Origin of the sequence: Mesorhizobium sp. LNHC232B00 (assembly GCF_000502435.1) — a bacterium.
Taxonomy (GTDB): domain Bacteria; phylum Pseudomonadota; class Alphaproteobacteria; order Rhizobiales; family Rhizobiaceae; genus Mesorhizobium; species Mesorhizobium opportunistum.
Genome location: NZ_AYWP01000006.1, coordinates 169,382 through 185,631 on the forward strand (window position 1 = coordinate 169,382; position 16,250 = coordinate 185,631).

Sequence of the window (16,250 nt, forward strand, 5' to 3'; positions counted from 1 at the left end):
CATGGACCTGCCAAACATGGATCTGAAAGACAAGACTATCCTCATCACCGGCTCGACCGACGGCGTCGGCCACGTCGTCGCGCAAAGGCTGGGCGGGGCCGGCGCCCGCATCCTGGTACACGGCCGCGATGCTGCGCGTGGCAAGGCAACGGTCGCCGACATCGAAGCCGCCGGCGGCAAGGCCGAGTTCTTCGCCGCCGACCTCGCCTCCCTGGCGCAGGTTCGCCACCTCGCCGAGGCCGTACGTGAAAAGACAGGCCGGCTTGATATCCTCATCAACAATGCCGGCGTCGGGACGGCCGGAGCCAAACGGCAGATCAGCGCCGACGGCCATGAACTGCGTTTCGCGGTCAATTATCTCGCCGGCTTCCTGCTGACCTCGGAGCTTCTGCCACTACTGAAGGCGAGTGCTCCAGCGCGCATCGTCAATGTCGCCTCCGCCGGCCAACAGGCGATCGACTTCGGCGACGTCATGCTGACCCATGGCTATAGCGGCGTGCGCGCGTACTGCCAGAGCAAGCTGGCGCAGATCCTGTTCACCGTCGATCTGGCCGAGCAGTTGAAAGGCACCGGGGTCACCGTCAACGCCCTGCATCCGGCGAGCTACATGAACACGACCATGGTCCGGCAGGCCGGGGTCACGCCATGGAATTCGGTCGAGACCGGTGCCGACGCCATCGTCAATCTCGCCACGTCGCCAGCACTCGAAAGCCGCAGCGGCCTCTATTTCGATGGCCTGCGAGAAGCGCGCGCCGACGCCCAGGCCTACGACGCCGGAGCACGACAACAATTGCGAAGCCTCAGCCTCGACCTTGTCGGCCAGGCTTCCACAAAATCGAAGGAACAGCATTCATGACCGACGGAACTGAACACACAGTCATCATCGGCGGTTCGTCCGGCATCGGCTTGGCGACGGCGCGAAAACTGCTAGGCCCGGGCATGAAGGTGACCATCACCGGGCGCAACCAGGATAAGCTCAACGGCGCCTGGAAGAGCCTTGGCGGCGCCGCCAACAAGGCAGCATTCGATGCTTCAAAGCCGGACGAGGTCCGCCAGTTCTTCGATCGCCTCGGTCCGTTCGACCACCTTGTTCTGGCGGCCAGCGGTGGCAAGGGCCTAGGCCCGTTCCACACCCTCGATCTCGCCGATATCGGCAGCGGCGTCGAGGAGAAGGTGCGGCCGCAACTGTCCTGCCTGCAGGCGGCATTGCCGACACTCAACAAATCCGGATCGGTGACCTTCATATCGGCGGTATCAGCCCAGACCACCATGCCCGGCGTTGCCGGCATCGGTGCCGTCAACGGCATGCTGCTGACCGTGACACCGATCCTGGCCGTCGAGCTAAAGCCGCTGCGCGTCAATGTCGTCGCTCCCGGCGTCATCGACACGCCATGGTGGGATTTTCTGCCGGACGAGCAACGCCAGGCGGTCTTTGCTGAATATGCCGGCAAGACGCCGGTCGGCAGGATCGGCCGCGCCGACGACGTCGCTTCGGCGATAGCCTTCCTCGTCTCCAACGGCTTCATGACCGGCCAGGTGCTGACCTGCGACGGCGGGCTGCGGTTCGCGGCGTAATGGAGGGAACGCGGCAGCCGGAGCGGGCTAGCGTCCAGCGATTATCCCTGCACCGATAGACGCGACGACGAACAGCAGCAGTATCCAAAAGCCGAATAGGCTTGCTTTTTGATATATAGGTTTACCGGTATCGGTTTTTGTTCGCAGGAAAAGTAGTACATCGGGAAATCCCATCACCAAGAGAATAATAAAAAAACCAATCTCGCCTATAAATTCGGAACGAAAACGCTTCTCAACCAAGGGATACAGCGCGACTGATCCATAGACAAGGAAAATGAACAGAGTGAACCGTGTCGCTGACTTTTCTAAAAAAGCAGGTGACGCTAGCAAGCTTTTTTCACCTGAATTTCGCAAAAACACGAAAATTATCAATAGACTTGAGATGAAATAAAGATCAAGTAATACAAAAGCTTCTCCGGCCGTAATTGAACGAAAATGGTCTGAAAGGACAACGACGATCGTCATCACCATGCCTGCCATTAGCAGCCATCTCAGCTCGCTTCGCCTTCTCCCTCTGAAAATGTACATCTAGCGCTCAACGAAATTTCGAACAGGGATTTTAATATCGTCGCCATCCTAACAATAGGTATCAAAGTTATCTGTATGCACCGAGCCAGTGAACGGCCTACGTCTGTCGACTAAAGCGACTGCGCGATCAGCTTCAGAAAACCGCCGCCCAGCGCGACATTGCCGACGAAGCCGTTGATGCGCGCCGCGCGGTCCGGACCCTGATGATCCCAGAAATCGTGGAACATCGGCGTGGCGGCGACCAGGAACAGCACGAGCACCGCGCAGGCAAGCGCGGTCCAGAGCCCCGCCATCACCAGCGCGCCGGCGATGATCTGCAGGACGATGCCGGCCCACAGCGCCAGCCGCGCCCGCGGCACACCACGCGCGGCCATGAGCCCTGTGAGGAAGGCCGCGTTCTGGATGTTGCGCAGGCCGGCGAGGACAAAGGCGCCGCCGAGCAACAGGCGGCCGAGGAACAACAAGGTCGAAGGCAAATCGGCAGGCATCAGACTCTCCCCTTTGAAAACAGTTGGAGCGCCGCCCTCTCGGACGGCGCTCCATTGCTAAACCGGACGGTCAGGCTGCTTTGGCAGCCGGCATCGGATGAATGGCATGGAACGGGATGCAAAGCCGGTTCCAGGTGTTGATCATGCCGATCGCAACCGACAGCTTGACCAGTTCCTCTTCCGAGAAATGCGCGAGCGTGCTCGCATAGAGTTCGTCCGAAACGCCATTGTTGGAGATCAGGGTCGTTGCCTCGGTCCAGGCCAAGGCCGCGCGTTCGCGCTCGGAAAACAGCGGCGATTCCTTCCAGGCCGAAACCAGATAGAGCCGTTGCTCGGTTTCGCCGTCGCGCCGCGCCTCGCGGCTGTGCATCTCGACGCAATAGGAGCAACCGTTGATCTGCGAGGCCCTGAGCTTGATCAGGTGCAGCACGCTCACCTCGAGTCCACATTCGTCGACCGCCTTGTTGAGCGCCGACACCGCCTTCATGATCTCGGGCGCCTTGGCGAAAAATTGCAGCCTCTGTTTCATTGTCTTGTCCTTTCACGTGGTTGGGAATTGGGATCGGATTTCTGCGGCCGCTGGTGGCGCTCGACGAAGGCGCAACTCGCGGCGAGCGATCTCGGGTCGCCTTCCGCCTGGTAAGTGGCCACGATGTCGGACAGCCTCGTTTCGGCGAGTGCTGCTCGATAGGCGCGCTCGGCCTTCAGCATCGCGGCGTTGATGCCGCAGGGCTTGACGTAGGCCGAGGCATCGAGCTTGACCGGGCCGTTGCGGCGGATCTCGCCACACCGAAACGCCGGCTCGCGTCCTTCGATGGCCAGCACGATGTCGAGCAGCGTGATGCGCTCGGCCGGCCGCGCCAGCCGGTAACCGCCCGCCGGGCCCGGCACCGATTCCAGGATATGCGCCGCGCTCAGCATGTTGAGATGCTTCAGGAGATAGCTCGGCGACAGCCCGAAGGACTCTGCGAGCGCTGCGCCCGGCATGGTGCTGTTGCCCTCGACGCTGGCCAGCGTGGCCGCGCAGTGGATGGCCGCTTCAACGCCCTCGCCCAGCTTCATGGTGCCGATCTCCTACTCATGGATATACATTATCGTGGATATTTTTTATCTGCAATAGGAAAATGGAGAGTCCTCTGCTTTCGAAACGAGAATACGCTGGTGATTGGCGAAAGCGGCGATGACAGCCTCTTTCTCCCCGTCACTATACGGGGAGAAATGCCCGGCAGGGCAATGAGGGGCAGCGCCGACTTTGCAATCTAATTTTTGAGCCCTTACAAAATCGACCCGCGCGAACCCAGGGCGATTGCGCCAGACGTCAGTGACGCAGGAGGTTTGCAAAGTTGCGGGGGCGACTGGTGGGCAGGTCATCCCAAAGGTCGCGCCGCCCCTCATCCGCCTGCCGGCACCTTCTCCCGTGTAGTGACGGGGAGAAGGGAAGCTGCTGCGCCCTCGGCGCTCTTCTCGCGACGAATCCCTACTCCGCCGCCACCTTGGCCATCGGGTTGTTCGGATGCGTGGTCCAGTTGGCGTAGACCGGCGACACCGGCCTGCCGGTACGCTGGTCCAGAGCGCCGGCGGCCAGCGGCTCCATAGTGATGCAATTGTCGACCGGGCAGACATTGACGCACAGATTGCAGCCGACGCACTCCGCCTCGATTACCTCGAAATGCCTGACGCCATTGACCATGCTGGTGATCGCCTGATGCGAGGTGTCCTCGCAGGCGATGTGGCAGCGGCCGCATTTGATGCAGGCGTCCTGGTCGATACGCGCCTTGGCGACATAGTTGAGGTTGAGGTACTGCCAGTCGGTGACGTTGGGCGTGGCACGGCCGACGATGTCGTCGAGCGTGGCGTGGCCCTTCTCGTCCATCCAGTTTTCGAGACCGGCGATCATCTCCTGCACGATCTTGAAGCCGTAGGTCATCGCCGCCGTGCAGACCTGCACATTGCCGGCGCCCAGCGCCATGAATTCCGCCGCATCGCGCCAGGTGGTGATGCCGCCAATGCCGGAGATCGGCAGGCCGCGGGTTTCGGAATCGCGCGCGATCTCGGCCACCATATTCATGGCGATCGGCTTCACCGCCGGACCGCAATAGCCGCCATGCGAACCCTTGCCGTCGATGGTCGGTTGCGGCGCGAAACTGTCGAGATCGACACCGGTGATCGAATTGATGGTGTTGATCAGCGAAACCGCGTCGGTTCCGCCGGCGAGTGCGGCCCTCGCCGGCTTGCGCACATCGGTGATGTTGGGCGTCAGCTTGGTGATGACCGGCATGCGCGTGTTCTGCTTGCACCAGCGCACAACCATTTCGATATATTCCGGCACCTGGCCGACGGCGGCACCCATGCCGCGTTCCGACATGCCGTGCGGACAGCCGAAATTGAGCTCGATGCCGTCGGCTTCCGTCTCCTCGACCACCGGCAGGATCGCCTTCCAGCTCTCCTCGACGCAGGGCACCATCAGCGAGACGACGATGGCGCGGTCGGGCCAGTCCTTCTTGACCTGCTTGATCTCGCGCAGATTGACCTGCAGGTCGCGGTCGGTGATCAACTCGATGTTGTTGAGGCCGAGCAGGCGGCGGTCGGCACCCCAGATCGCGCCATAGCGCGGGCCGTTGACGTTGACGACAGGCGGCCCTTCCTCGCCCAGCGTCTTCCACACCACGCCGCCCCAGCCGGCCTTGAAGGCGCGGATGACATTGTAGGCCTTGTCGGTCGGCGGCGCCGAGGCCAGCCAGAACGGATTGGGCGATTTGATGCCGACGAAATTGTTGCGGATGTCAGCCATGACAGGTCCCTTTCAACCGAGACGAAGGAGCATTTCCACGGGTGCAAGAATGCCACCTTCAAGCGCGGCGGTGATATTGGCGATTTTGGTGCGGGCATCCCCGCCCATGATCAGGCCAACACCAGGCGGTGGCTTTGTGCCGTCGGCCTGAGCGGCAGCCATCCGTGCGCGCATCGTGGCAAAGAATTCGACGGCAAAGGCGCCGCGTGGCCGTTCCGACGTCACCGAGAAGCCCGCGGCGGTGGCGGCCAATCGATAGTCGTCGGGCGTGGCGACAAAGGACATGGTTTCGTCCGATGCCCATGGCAGCGGAAACGTCAGTGCGCCGGGCTTGAGCCGCATCACATCGTAGACGGCAAAGACACCGCCCGGCCGCAGCACACGGGCGGCCTCGCTCATCAGTTTCGCCTTGTCGGGAAGGTTCATGCCGACATGCAGGATCATTGCCGCATCGAAGCTGGCATTGCCGAACGGCATGTCCAGTGCGCTGCCCTGGACGAAGTGCGTCCTGTCCGCCATTCCCGTGCGCTTCGACAGACCGGTCGCGACGTCGACATAGCTCTGCGTCAGGTCGATGCCGGTGACATCGGCGTCGGCACTGTTGGCGACAAAGCGGGCCGGACCGCCTATACCCGATCCGATGTCAAGAAGCCTGCCAGCCGGCTTCAAACCCATCTGATCGACGAGTTCCCTGGTGGCTGCCACGCCACCGATGTGAAATTCATCGATCGCTTCGAGATCGCTGACGCTCAGATGGGCAACGTCCACGCCCATATCGGCGAGCGCGGCAAGGACGCGCTGCTCCAGCCCCGATATCTCGTAGTGACGGGCGATGCCCGGTTCCACTGTGGCCATGATCCCTACCCCTGCGTCAGGCTCCTGTTGATGCTCTCCGCCGCATCGCGGCCCTGCGCCACGGCCGAGACGGTCAGGTCGTCGCCGCCAAAAATGCAGTCGCCGCCTGCCCAGACCTTGGCCAGCGAGGTCCGCCCTTCCGCATCGACCTTGATGCGGCCGGCTTCGAGCTCGATCGATGCGCCGCTGCCGTTGAGAGCGGTCGGGACAAAGCTCTGGCCGATCGCCTTGAATACCTGGTCGGCAACGAGCGTCAGCGTCTCGCCGGTGCCGGCAAGCTTGTCGCCGTTCATGGCGGTGTATTCGAGTTCGATGGCACTCACCTTGCCGCCATTGGCAACCACCCGCTTCGGCTGCAGCCAATGGCGGATGGTGACGCCGTTGGCGGCAGCCAGATCCTGCTCGAACTCGGAGGCGTTCATATGCTCCTGGCCGCGCCGGTAGCAGATCGTCACCTCCTCGGCGCCGAGCAGCTTCGACTGCACGGCGGCATCGATCGCCGTCATGCCGCCGCCGATGACGACCACCCGCCGGCCGACCGGCAGGCTCGAGAGGTCGCTGGCCTGGCGCAGTTCGGAGATGAATTCCACCGCATTGGTGACGCCGTCGGCGTCCTCGCCATCGGCGCGCAGCGCATTGACGCCGCCCAAGCCCATGCCGAGGAACACCGCGTCGTAATTGCGGATCAGGTCGGAGAGCTGATAGTCGCGGCCGAGCGCTTTGCCGTTCTGGATGTCGATGCCGCCGATCGAAGTGACATAGTCGACTTCGGCCTGGGCGAAATTGTCGACACTCTTGTAGGCGGCGATGCCGTATTCGTTGAGACCGCCGGCCTTCGGCCGCGCCTCCAGGATGGTCACGTCATGGCCGTGGCGGGCGAGCCGGTGCGCGGCGGCGAGGCCGGCAGGCCCGGCGCCGACCACGGCAATCGTCTTGCCCGTCGGCGTGGGGCGCGGATAGAACTGCTTGTTCTCGGCCATCGCGACATCGGTGGCGTAGCGCTGCAGGCGGCCGATCTGCACCGGCTTGCCCTCCGCCACCTCGCGCACGCAGACCTCTTCGCACAGCGTCTCGGTCGGGCAGACGCGGGCGCACATGCCGCCCAAAATGTTTTGGTCGAAGATGGTCTTGGCCGAGCCGATCGGATTGCCGGTCGAGATCTGGCGGATGAACAGCGGGATGTCGATCGAGGTCGGACACGCGTTCATGCACGGCGCGTCGTAGCAGAAATAGCAGCGATCGGATTCGACCAGCGCCTCGTGGTGATCGAGCGGTGGATGCAGGTCGGAAAAATTGTCCGCATACTGATCGGTCTGAAGCCGGCCGCCGGTAATACCCTCTTTGAACTGGCCTTCTGGCATCGTCAGTTCCCCATGTTTTTCGTTTTGCGGAAGGCTAGCACGTTTTATTTTTTTATCAATTGGTCAATTTTCGGCGCAAGACACTGAAAAGACTGAGTAATAATATGATTTTTTTACTCATGTTATGACTTTGAGCAATTGCTGTTGCGGGATGGCCGAGTGAACTGGATCGAGGGCCCGAGCATGGATGGTCCGGATCTCGTCAGCGACCAGTTTCTGCAATCGCCACAGATTGCGGTCATGAATGCCGAACGCTTCGAGATGGCTGACGGTATTGTAGAGATATTCGGCCCCGGAGCCGATATGCCCGCAGGCCCTGGCCAGCACGCTTGCCACCCTGTCCAGCGGCTGGCTCAGCGACGTGCCCCTGCCCTTCACGCCAACCCAGAAGCCGAGCGCCCGCAGCGCACCTTGCGCCGTATGCACGGGCAGCCACCTGACAGAGCTGACACTCTCATGATCATTGATCTCGCGCCGCAGCAGTCTTTCGATCTGAGCCGGTTTCTCGCCTTCCGGCAAGCGGCAGATCACGCCGTTGCAGCGTCCGCCCCGTTCGAGCGCCATCATCAGGCCCGGCTGCGCGGCGCTGCCGCGCCAACGCACCATGTCGAGACAGAACGAGCGGTGCCAGCCATAGGCGGTGGCGAGCCGTTGTTCGACGGATTCGAATTCCGGTTTCCAGATCAGCGACCCATAGGCGAACACCCACAGCGGTCCCTCGTCCGCCTCGTCGGAGAGCCGCAAGGCAAGGGTCCGGAAGTCACCGTCGTTCATCTCGGTCCAGCTCGGATCGGGACCCGGATCGGCCTCTTCCCGATGGCACAGCGCGACAAGCTCGGGCGTAAGCGACATAAGGCGCATGGACGACAACCCCCTCGTCACCGCAGAGAAATCGAAAACCGCCGGATGCGCAACCGGGGAACGCCTGGCATCTAAAGACATTGTTGTTCGGGCGGGTGTCGGTTTTCCGTCGTGAAGATCGTCCTAGGATGGATCGGACGACGATCGACGCAAAGGTGAGGAGACCCGAAATGCCCAAATCCCCGATGCCCTTCTTCTGGTACGAGTTGATGACATCAGACCTCGATGCAGCCGAGGCGTTCTATACCAACGTTGTCGGCTGGACGGCGCAGCCCTTCGACGCGGCTCCCGGCATGCCGCGCTACATCGTCATGAATGTCGGCGAGCGTGGCGTCGGCGGCCTGATGACGCTGCCCGAGGATGCGGCCAAGATGGGCATGCCGCCGGCCTGGCTCGGCTATATCCATACAAAGGATGTCGACGCCTCCACGGCATCGTTGGAGAAAGCGGGCGGCTCCGTTCATCGCCAGCCCGCCGACATTCCAGGCGTCGGCCGCTTTGCCGTCGTAGCCGATCCGCAGGGCGCGACCTTCATGTTCCTGCAGCCGAACGGCCCCGACCAGCCTGTCGTGCCGGCCAGCACGCCGGGCCATATCGGCTGGCACGAGCTCTACACCAGCGACTGGAAGGCGGCGTTCGATTTCTATTCCGACCAGTTCGGATGGGCCAATGCCGGTGACTTCGACATGGGCCCGATGGGCACCTATCAGACCTTTACGGCCGGCCCCGAATCCGGCGGCGGTATCATGAACAAGCCGCAGCAGATCCCGGTGCCGGTCTGGCAGTTCTATTTCAACGTCACCGGCATCGACGCGGCGGCCAAACGCGTCACCGACAATGGCGGCAAGATCCTGATGGGGCCGATGGAGGTCCCCGGCGGCAGCTGGATCGTGCAATGCCAGGATCCGCAAGGCGCGCATTTCGCGCTGATGGCGCCGGTGCGGTAAGCGCTGCATACGGAAACTTGCCAACTTCTGAAGGCTAGCACCCCTTGTTGCCCCACTCTGTCCTGCAGGACAGAGGGGGCACTGTCCCGCAGACTCCTGCTATTGTTGAACGAAGTGTCGTAAGGCTACTCCGGCGTCAGAACCGCGACCTTCAACTCAGCCCTCTTCGCGCCGCTGAACTGCACGGTGGCCGGACCGGGCGTAAGCTTGAAGCGCACGCTCTTGCGGATGGTGGGGCAGGTTTTCACGCCGCTGTAGCCAGCCGACTTGATGGCGTGGCCGTCCTGAATGACATCGACCCAGGCCTCGCCCGACAGGCTTATCTGTATGACCCCGTCCGGCGGCACCTCCACGCTGGCGACAGCGCCGAACGTGCCTTGTGCCGGGGCACGTTCGGGCGGCAGCGTAAAGCCGGCCTTCTCGACCGGCACCAGCCCCAGGTCCGCCGCGGCACCGACCGCCAGGGGCGCGCCTGAGGGTGTCGCAGGTGGCGCGGCAAACAGCGCCTGTTCCCGCGTCACCGGCCATTTGAAGGCCTCGCAGCCGGCGTCCTCGGCCATGGTGAAGCTGGTTCCTGCAAGGAGAGCGAAGAGGCTGACGACGACTCTTTTCATGGCAAAGGGAACCCTCATTTTTAGACTGTTCACGCTAATACAACCATGGCGATAGGAATGCAACCCTTGCGGGAGCAATATAAAGGATCTAACTGGGGAACATTACCAGTCACCCATTGTTGATGGCGTGCCATGGGAAGTGAATGGTTCATCGCCGGCTGATAATCTATGGCCGGGCGGACTGAAAAATGGAGTCATCATGAAGCTTTTCGAAAGCCTCTCCAGATACCGGCCGCAGGCGCTCGGCGTGTTGCGCATCATGACCGCGTTGCAGTTCATCGAGCATGGCAGCCAGAAACTGTTCAACTTCCCAGTCAGCGCCGATCCCCACGCCCTCTCCGGGTTATCCACGACCGCCGCCATCCTCGAATTCGCCGGCGGCATCCTGCTGGCACTCGGCCTGCTCACTCGGCCCGTTGCCTTCCTCCTGGCTGGCGAGATGGCGATCGCCTATTTCATGGCGCACATGCCGCGCGATTTCTTCCCGGTCAACAACGGCGGCGATGCGGCGATCTCCTTCTGCTTCATCTTCCTTTATCTGTTCTTTGCCGGCCCCGGCGCGTTCGCGTTGGACAATCGCTGCAACGCTTGATGCGCGACAAGGGGGTGGATTTCACCCCCGCATCCGCTCGAAATTCGCATCGAACAGCGGCGTGGCCTGCATGCGCGCAGCGTGGCGCTTGCCCAACAGCTCGATCTCGAAGCCGTCACTCTCCTCGGCGATCTCCTTCGGCACATAGCCGACGGCGACCGACTTTTTCGAGTGATGCGCATAGCCGCCCGACGTCACCCAGCCGCGCACGGCACCGCCGAACCAGATCGGCTCGTCGCCGATGACGTCGGCGTCGTCGGCATCGACGACGAAGGCGCGCAGCCGCAACTTGCCGCCTTGCTTGCGCTCGGCCAGCGCCGCCGCCTTGCCGATGAAGTCCGCCTCCTTGCCGTAGGCGACGAAGCGGTCGAGCCCGGCTTCCAGCGGTCCGTAGATCGGCCGGTATTCGCGCCCCCATGAGCCGTAATTCTTCTCCAGCCGCAGGGCGTTCAGCGCTCGCGAGCCGAACAGGCCGATACCGAATTCCTCGCCGGCCGCCATCAGCGCGTTGAACGCGGCACGCTGGTATTCCGGCGCCACCCAGATCTCGTAGCCGAGATCGCCGGTGTAGCTGACGCGGCCGACCAGGCACGGCGCCATGCCGATATCCATTTTTGCGACGGCCATGAACGGAAACGCCGTGTTGGACACGTCGGCGCGGCTGACCTTGGCCAGCACATCCCTCGCCTTCGGCCCGGCAATCGCAAGGCCGGTGAGTTTCGCTCCCTGCGCCTCGATGCGAACCGAACCATCCCCGGGCAGATGCGCCTCGAACCATCGCATGTGATACTGCTCGGCAATGCCGGAACCGGCAAGGAACCAGCCATCGCCGCCCAGATTGGCCAGCGTGAAATCGCCGATCAGCCTGCCGTCTTGCTTCAGCATCGGCGCCAGCGTCATGCGGCCGGGCTTGGGCAGTTTGCAGGCAAGCATGCGGTCGAGCCATGCGGCCGCCCCCTCGCCGGTCACCGTGTATTTGGCGAAGCTCGAAATCTCCGACAGGCCAACGCCGTCGCGAACCGCGGCGACTTCGCCGGCAACATGGGTAAAATCGCTGGAACGCCGCCAGGAGAACTCGTCCTTGACCCCTTCAGGCGCATACCACAGCGGCACCTCCAGCCCGTAGGCAACGCCAAACTGCGCGCCCTTGGCCGACAGGAGGTCGTAGACCGGCGTCGTCTTCAGCGGCCGCCCGGCCGGCAATTCCTCGTTTGGGAAGCGGATCGAGAAGCGCCTGGAATAGTTTTCGCGCACCTTGGCGTTTGTGTAGGCCATCGTCGCCCAGTCGCCGTAGCGCGCGACATCCATCGCCCAGATGTCGGCGCCGGGATCGCCCTCGATTATCCAGTTCGACAGCGCCAGGCCGACACCGCCGCCTTGGGAGAAGCCCGCCATGACACCGCAGGCAACCCAGAAACCGGGCAGGCCGCGCACCGGCCCGACCAGCGGGTTGCCGTCCGGCGCGAAGGTGAAGGGGCCGTTGATGATCTGCTTGATACCGGTGTTCTGGAAGGCCGGGAAATGCCGGAAGCCGACTTCCAGCGACGGCGCGATGCGATCGATATCCGGTTCCAGCAACTCGTGGCCGAAGTTCCACGGCGTCTGGTATTCGGACCAAGGCTTGTTGGCCTTCTCGTAGGTGCCCATCAGCATGCCGCCGCGCTCCTGGCGCAGGTAGAGCTCGCCGTCGAAATCCACTGCATGGATGATTTCGGTGCCGGTTTTCTGGTTCCATGCAGCGACCTCCGGCATGTCCTCGGTGATCAGGTACATGTGCTCCATGGCCAGTACCGGCAGCTCCAGCCCGACCATACGGCCGACCTCGCGCGCCCACAGGCCACCGGCATTGACGACATGCTCGGTCACCACCTCGCCCTTGTTGGTGATGACGCGCCACATCCCGTCGGGCCGCCGCACGATGTCCTCGACCTTGGTGAAGCGCTCGACCTCGGCGCCCAGCTTGCGCGCCGCCTTGGCATAGGCGTGGGTGACGCCCGAGGGGTCGAGGTGGCCATCCTCCTTGTTGCGGACGGCGCCGACGAACTGCTTTGGGTCGAGCAGCGGCATCAGTTCGGCCGCCTCTTTAGGCGAGATTTCCTCGAGATCGATGCCGAGATAGCGGCCCTTGGCAACGACACCGCGCAGCCAGTCGAGCCGCGCCTCGGTCGCCGCCAGAAGCACACCGCCGGTCAGGTGCACGCCGGTCGCCTGGCCGGAAAGCTCCTCGATCTCCTTGTAGAGGTTGATCGTGTATTTCTGCAGCTTGGCGACGTTGGGATCGCCATTGATGGTGTGCATGCCGCCCGCCGCATGCCAGGTCGAGCCCGAAGTCAGTTCGTCGCGCTCAAGCAGCACCACATCGGTCCAGCCGTGGCGGGCAAGATGGAACAACATCGAGCAGCCGACGACGCCACCGCCAATGACCACGACCTTTGCATGCGATTTCATGGGTTTCTTCTCTGCTATCAACGAGTTGGATGGGTGAAATGAATCAAGACGGGAGGAGCCAAGCGGGGGTCCACGCGCGCAAATCTGTGACCATCACGGCTCGCCCTGCCCGATCGCTTCCTTGCGCCTGGCTACATAGGCCTCCAGCGCTTCGCGCGCGGCGATATCGATCGCCGGCTCGACATAATCCTCCAGCGCCTTCTTCCACAGCCGCGTCGCGCGCGCGGTGGCGTCGAGCCCGCCGGCCTCCTGCCAGGCTTCGAAATTCTGCCAGTTGGATAGCATCGGCTGGTAGAAGGCCGTCGCATAGCGCTCCAGCGTATGCGGCTCGCCGAAGAAATGGCCGCCGGTCGGCACCGCGCCCAGCGCCTCGATGGCAAGCTCGGCCTCGTCGACCACGATCGGGCGCAGGAACTCCATCATGTGCTGGATCATCTCGACATCGATGATGAACTTTTCGAACGACGCCGTCAGCCCGCCCTCCTGCCAGCCAGCGGCGTGGTAGACGAGATTGCCGTGGCCGAGGACCGCGCCCCACAGCGCCATCAGCGTCTCGTAGGCGCCTTGCGCGTCGGCGGCGTTTGAGGCCGAGCCCGGTGTTGTGCGGTATGGCAGCCCATAGCGCCGCGCCAACTGTCCCGAGGCGATGTTGGCCTTGGTGTTCTCCGGCGTGCCGAAGGCCGGCGCACCCGACTTCATGTCGACATTGGAGGTGAAGGCGCCATACATGACCGGTGCGCCGGGACGCACGAGCTGAGTCAGGACGACACCGAACAGCGCCTCGGCATTCTGCTGCGCCAGCGCGCCGGCCAGCGTCACCGGGCTCATCGCCCCCATCAGCGTGAACGGCGTCACCGCCACCGACTGGCCGAACTCGGCCATCGTCATCAGCCCCTCAGCCATCATCTCGTCGAAGCGTCGCGGTGAGTTGACCGAGATGATGGTGGCGATGCCCGGGTCGTCAGCCATCTGGTCCAGCGTCAGCCCGCGCGCGATTGCCATCATCTCTATGCCGTCCAGCGCCCTGCCCCGGCCGATCGCCGAGACATGGAAACTCTTGTCGGTCAGGGTCAGATTGGTGAAATAAGTGTCGAGATGACGCGAATTCGCCGGCAGCTCGACCGGCGCGCAGACCTGGTTGCCGAGCATGTGGACACAGTTGAAATGCTGCGCCAGCCGCGTGAGATCCGCATAGTCGCGCAGATTGCCCGCCCGGCGGCCACGCTCCATGTCATGCACATTGGGCGGCCCCGCGACGAGTGTGAAATTGATGGTGTTGCCGCCGAGATGGATGGTGTTGGCAGGATTGCGCGGTGTCAGGCGGTAGTTGGACCGCGTCGTCCTCAGCGCCTCGTCGACCATGCCGCGATCGATGCGGACATTGGCCGAGGCGTGGTCGACCCTGGCGCCGGCTTTCTCGAAAAGCGCCAGCGCCCGCGGGCTCATCACCTCGATGCCGAAATTTTCCAGTATATGCATCGAGGCTTGGTGGATCGCCTCGATCTGGTCTGGAGACAGCAAGGCCATCGGCGGATAGGGATTGACGACGCGCCTGAGCGGCAGCTGTGGAATGGGCGCCGGCCCCCGGTTGCTGGTGCGCTCGGCGCCGCGTTTGCGTCTTGGTTCGTTCATGCCGGCATCAAAGCCTCGGCAAACCGGCCAAGCTGTCAGAAATACGCCGTTTGCGGGCGTGATTTTAGCCAAGGCGGCATTTCCGCAATAGGAATTGAGAAAAAGCGACAGAACAAGTCGGATTTTCAATATGGCATTTTCTGAAGCGCTGGCGCCGACGAGGCGTTAACGGACACAGCAAGATTCCCTTTATGATTTCGGCCTATTGATCTGCCCATGGGTAGGTCGAGTTTTAGTAAAATTGTAGCGATTGGCGTGCTGCTGGCGCTTTCGGCCTGCGCGACGGCGCCCAGCCGCATCAACAATGTGTGCGCCGTCTTCGACCAGAATGACGGGTGGTTCGACAATTGGCAGTCGGCGGCCGAGCGCACGCAGCAGAAATACGGCGTACCCGTGCCCGTGCTGATGGCGACGGTGCGCAAGGAATCCGGCTTCAAGAGCAACGCCCGGCCGCCACGCACCAAGCTTCTCGGCTTCATCCCGTGGAAGCACGTCTCGTCCGCCACCGGCTTCTCCCAGGCGCTGGACGGCACCTGGTCGCAATATCAGAACGAAACCGGCAACTGGGCGGCACGGCGGACGAAATTCGCCGACGCCGTCGATTTCGTCGGCTGGTACCATTCCAAGACCGCCGACACGTTCGGCGTCGCGCGCAACGACACCTACAATCTCTATCTCGCCTATTATCTCGGCTGGACCGCCTATGGCCGCGGCAACCGTGGCGACGCCGGCGTCCAGGGCTATGCCCGGGCCACGGAGAAAATGGCCCGGGATTACGCCGTTCAGTTGCAGCAATGCGGCAATTGACTTTGCCGGGGCATTTCACGGCCAAGTGAAATCAGCTGCCGCTACGGAAAAGCGAGATTGCCCTGGGGTCGCGATAGACCTCAGCGATTCATTCGCTCGGGATCAGATGGAGGATCGGCTTTCCTCCCCTTACCGCCGCCGTCGACAGCTTTCGGTCAAACGTCGCCAATTTGCCGCCACGCGCCTTGGCCAGCCCCAGCAGATAACTGTCTGTTACCTGTGCCGAGGTTAGGATCCTGGATGCATCAATGTCGCTGAAGTTGACGAGGCTGATGTCGTCCGTCCAGAACTGATGTCCTGCAAGGACATGCAACTTGCCCACAATCTGCGCAACGACAGCGGGCGAACCCGGAGAATTGGGGTATTTCGGGTTGCTCAAAATCCTGATGACACCATTTTCGGTAATGGGACATGTAGCCCATGACAAATGCCCTGTGGATTGGAACCACCGATGGGCATCTTCATGCGCGACATGAGCCGGATCGATCAAGGCAATCAAGACATTGACGTCGAACAGGAAGGTCACGGCAGTTCGTCGCGAAGCGCATTGACCATTTCGAGATCGACTATCGGGCCGTCGGACCGCGACGAAAGTAAGGGGATACCGTTGCGTTCGCCGCCAGCCTGCGGCCTGCGCAGCGAGTGGCGAGCCAGATCGGAAATGACCTCGCCAATGCTGCGATCCTGCTGCCGCGCCATGGCCTTGGCTGCAAGGAGGACATCGTCATCGATTGCAAGCGTCGTTCTCACA

At 62.6% G+C, this 16,250-nt stretch carries 18 protein-coding genes; 5 read left to right on the forward strand and 13 right to left on the reverse strand.

The features are described from left to right. The first annotated feature begins 16 nt into the window (after positions 1–16). The gene (locus tag X743_RS158515; RefSeq protein WP_023765183.1) at positions 17–856 is read left to right on the forward strand and encodes an SDR family NAD(P)-dependent oxidoreductase; all 840 of its coding nucleotides are present in this window, start codon (positions 17–19) and stop codon (positions 854–856) included. After that, complete coding sequence (locus X743_RS158510) at positions 853–1,575, forward strand: SDR family oxidoreductase (RefSeq protein WP_023765184.1); 723 nt, start codon at positions 853–855, stop codon at positions 1,573–1,575. Before X743_RS158515 ends, X743_RS158510 begins: the two co-directional genes overlap by 4 nt. 27 nt (positions 1,576–1,602) lie before the next feature. Here X743_RS158510 and X743_RS158505 read toward each other — a convergent pair whose 3' ends face one another. The 8 genes from X743_RS158505 to X743_RS158470 all read right to left on the reverse strand — a co-directional run bounded on the left by X743_RS158505 (position 1,603) and on the right by X743_RS158470 (position 8,459). Further along, positions 1,603–2,055 (reverse strand): hypothetical protein, encoded by a 453-nt coding sequence (locus X743_RS158505; protein WP_156934411.1) that lies wholly within the window; start codon positions 2,053–2,055, stop codon positions 1,603–1,605. A gap of 158 nt (positions 2,056–2,213) precedes the next feature. Then, entirely contained in the window at positions 2,214–2,591 is a 378-nt protein-coding gene (locus X743_RS158500; protein WP_023765186.1) for a DoxX family protein, read from the reverse strand. A 70-nt stretch (positions 2,592–2,661) separates the two neighbouring features. Continuing rightward, positions 2,662–3,120 (reverse strand): carboxymuconolactone decarboxylase family protein, encoded by a 459-nt coding sequence (locus X743_RS158495; protein ID WP_023765187.1) that lies wholly within the window; start codon positions 3,118–3,120, stop codon positions 2,662–2,664. Beyond that, entirely contained in the window at positions 3,117–3,653 is a 537-nt protein-coding gene (locus X743_RS158490) for an Rrf2 family transcriptional regulator (RefSeq protein WP_023765188.1), read from the reverse strand. The genes X743_RS158495 and X743_RS158490 overlap by 4 nt, the downstream gene beginning before the upstream one ends. 415 nt (positions 3,654–4,068) lie before the next feature. Then, the gene (preA, locus tag X743_RS158485) at positions 4,069–5,382 is read right to left on the reverse strand and encodes an NAD-dependent dihydropyrimidine dehydrogenase subunit PreA (RefSeq protein ID WP_023765189.1); all 1,314 of its coding nucleotides are present in this window, start codon (positions 5,380–5,382) and stop codon (positions 4,069–4,071) included. 12 nt (positions 5,383–5,394) lie between these two features. After that, entirely contained in the window at positions 5,395–6,237 is an 843-nt protein-coding gene (locus X743_RS158480; protein WP_023765190.1) for a methyltransferase domain-containing protein, read from the reverse strand. A 5-nt stretch (positions 6,238–6,242) separates the two neighbouring features. Further along, positions 6,243–7,598: an NAD(P)-dependent oxidoreductase gene (locus X743_RS158475; protein ID WP_023765191.1), complete on the reverse strand. Its 1,356-nt coding sequence runs from the start codon at positions 7,596–7,598 to the stop codon at positions 6,243–6,245. Between the two features lie 117 nt (positions 7,599–7,715). Then, entirely contained in the window at positions 7,716–8,459 is a 744-nt protein-coding gene (locus X743_RS158470) for a gamma-glutamylcyclotransferase (RefSeq protein ID WP_023765192.1), read from the reverse strand. A gap of 170 nt (positions 8,460–8,629) precedes the next feature. Here X743_RS158470 and X743_RS158465 point away from each other — a divergent pair, with 170 nt between their 5' ends. After that, positions 8,630–9,406 (forward strand): VOC family protein, encoded by a 777-nt coding sequence (locus X743_RS158465; protein ID WP_023765193.1) that lies wholly within the window; start codon positions 8,630–8,632, stop codon positions 9,404–9,406. A 125-nt stretch (positions 9,407–9,531) separates the two neighbouring features. Here the strand turns inward: X743_RS158465 and X743_RS158460 are convergent, their stop codons facing one another. Then, entirely contained in the window at positions 9,532–10,020 is a 489-nt protein-coding gene (locus tag X743_RS158460) for a hypothetical protein (RefSeq protein WP_023765194.1), read from the reverse strand. Positions 10,021–10,219: 199 nt separating this feature from the next. On the opposite strand from X743_RS158460, the gene X743_RS158455 reads away from it, so the two are divergent. Beyond that, entirely contained in the window at positions 10,220–10,612 is a 393-nt protein-coding gene (locus X743_RS158455) for a DoxX family protein (protein ID WP_023765195.1), read from the forward strand. A gap of 21 nt (positions 10,613–10,633) precedes the next feature. On the opposite strand, the gene X743_RS158450 is transcribed toward X743_RS158455, so the two are convergent. Further along, positions 10,634–13,060: an FAD-dependent oxidoreductase gene (locus tag X743_RS158450; RefSeq protein WP_023765196.1), complete on the reverse strand. Its 2,427-nt coding sequence runs from the start codon at positions 13,058–13,060 to the stop codon at positions 10,634–10,636. Between the two features lie 93 nt (positions 13,061–13,153). Further along, positions 13,154–14,692, reverse strand: a complete 1,539-nt coding sequence (locus X743_RS158445; protein WP_023765197.1) for a trimethylamine methyltransferase family protein — start codon at positions 14,690–14,692, stop codon at positions 13,154–13,156. Positions 14,693–14,908: 216 nt separating this feature from the next. On the opposite strand from X743_RS158445, the gene X743_RS158440 reads away from it, so the two are divergent. Next, on the forward strand, positions 14,909–15,499 hold the full coding sequence (locus tag X743_RS158440; protein WP_023765198.1) for a transglycosylase SLT domain-containing protein: 591 nt from the start codon (positions 14,909–14,911) through the stop codon (positions 15,497–15,499). An 88-nt stretch (positions 15,500–15,587) separates the two neighbouring features. Here the strand turns inward: X743_RS158440 and X743_RS158435 are convergent, their stop codons facing one another. Further along, the gene (locus X743_RS158435) at positions 15,588–16,025 is read right to left on the reverse strand and encodes a TA system VapC family ribonuclease toxin (RefSeq protein ID WP_023765199.1); all 438 of its coding nucleotides are present in this window, start codon (positions 16,023–16,025) and stop codon (positions 15,588–15,590) included. Continuing rightward, positions 16,022–16,249, reverse strand: a complete 228-nt coding sequence (locus tag X743_RS158430) for a hypothetical protein (protein WP_023765200.1) — start codon at positions 16,247–16,249, stop codon at positions 16,022–16,024. Before X743_RS158430 ends, X743_RS158435 begins: the two co-directional genes overlap by 4 nt. Position 16,250 lies beyond the last annotated feature (1 nt).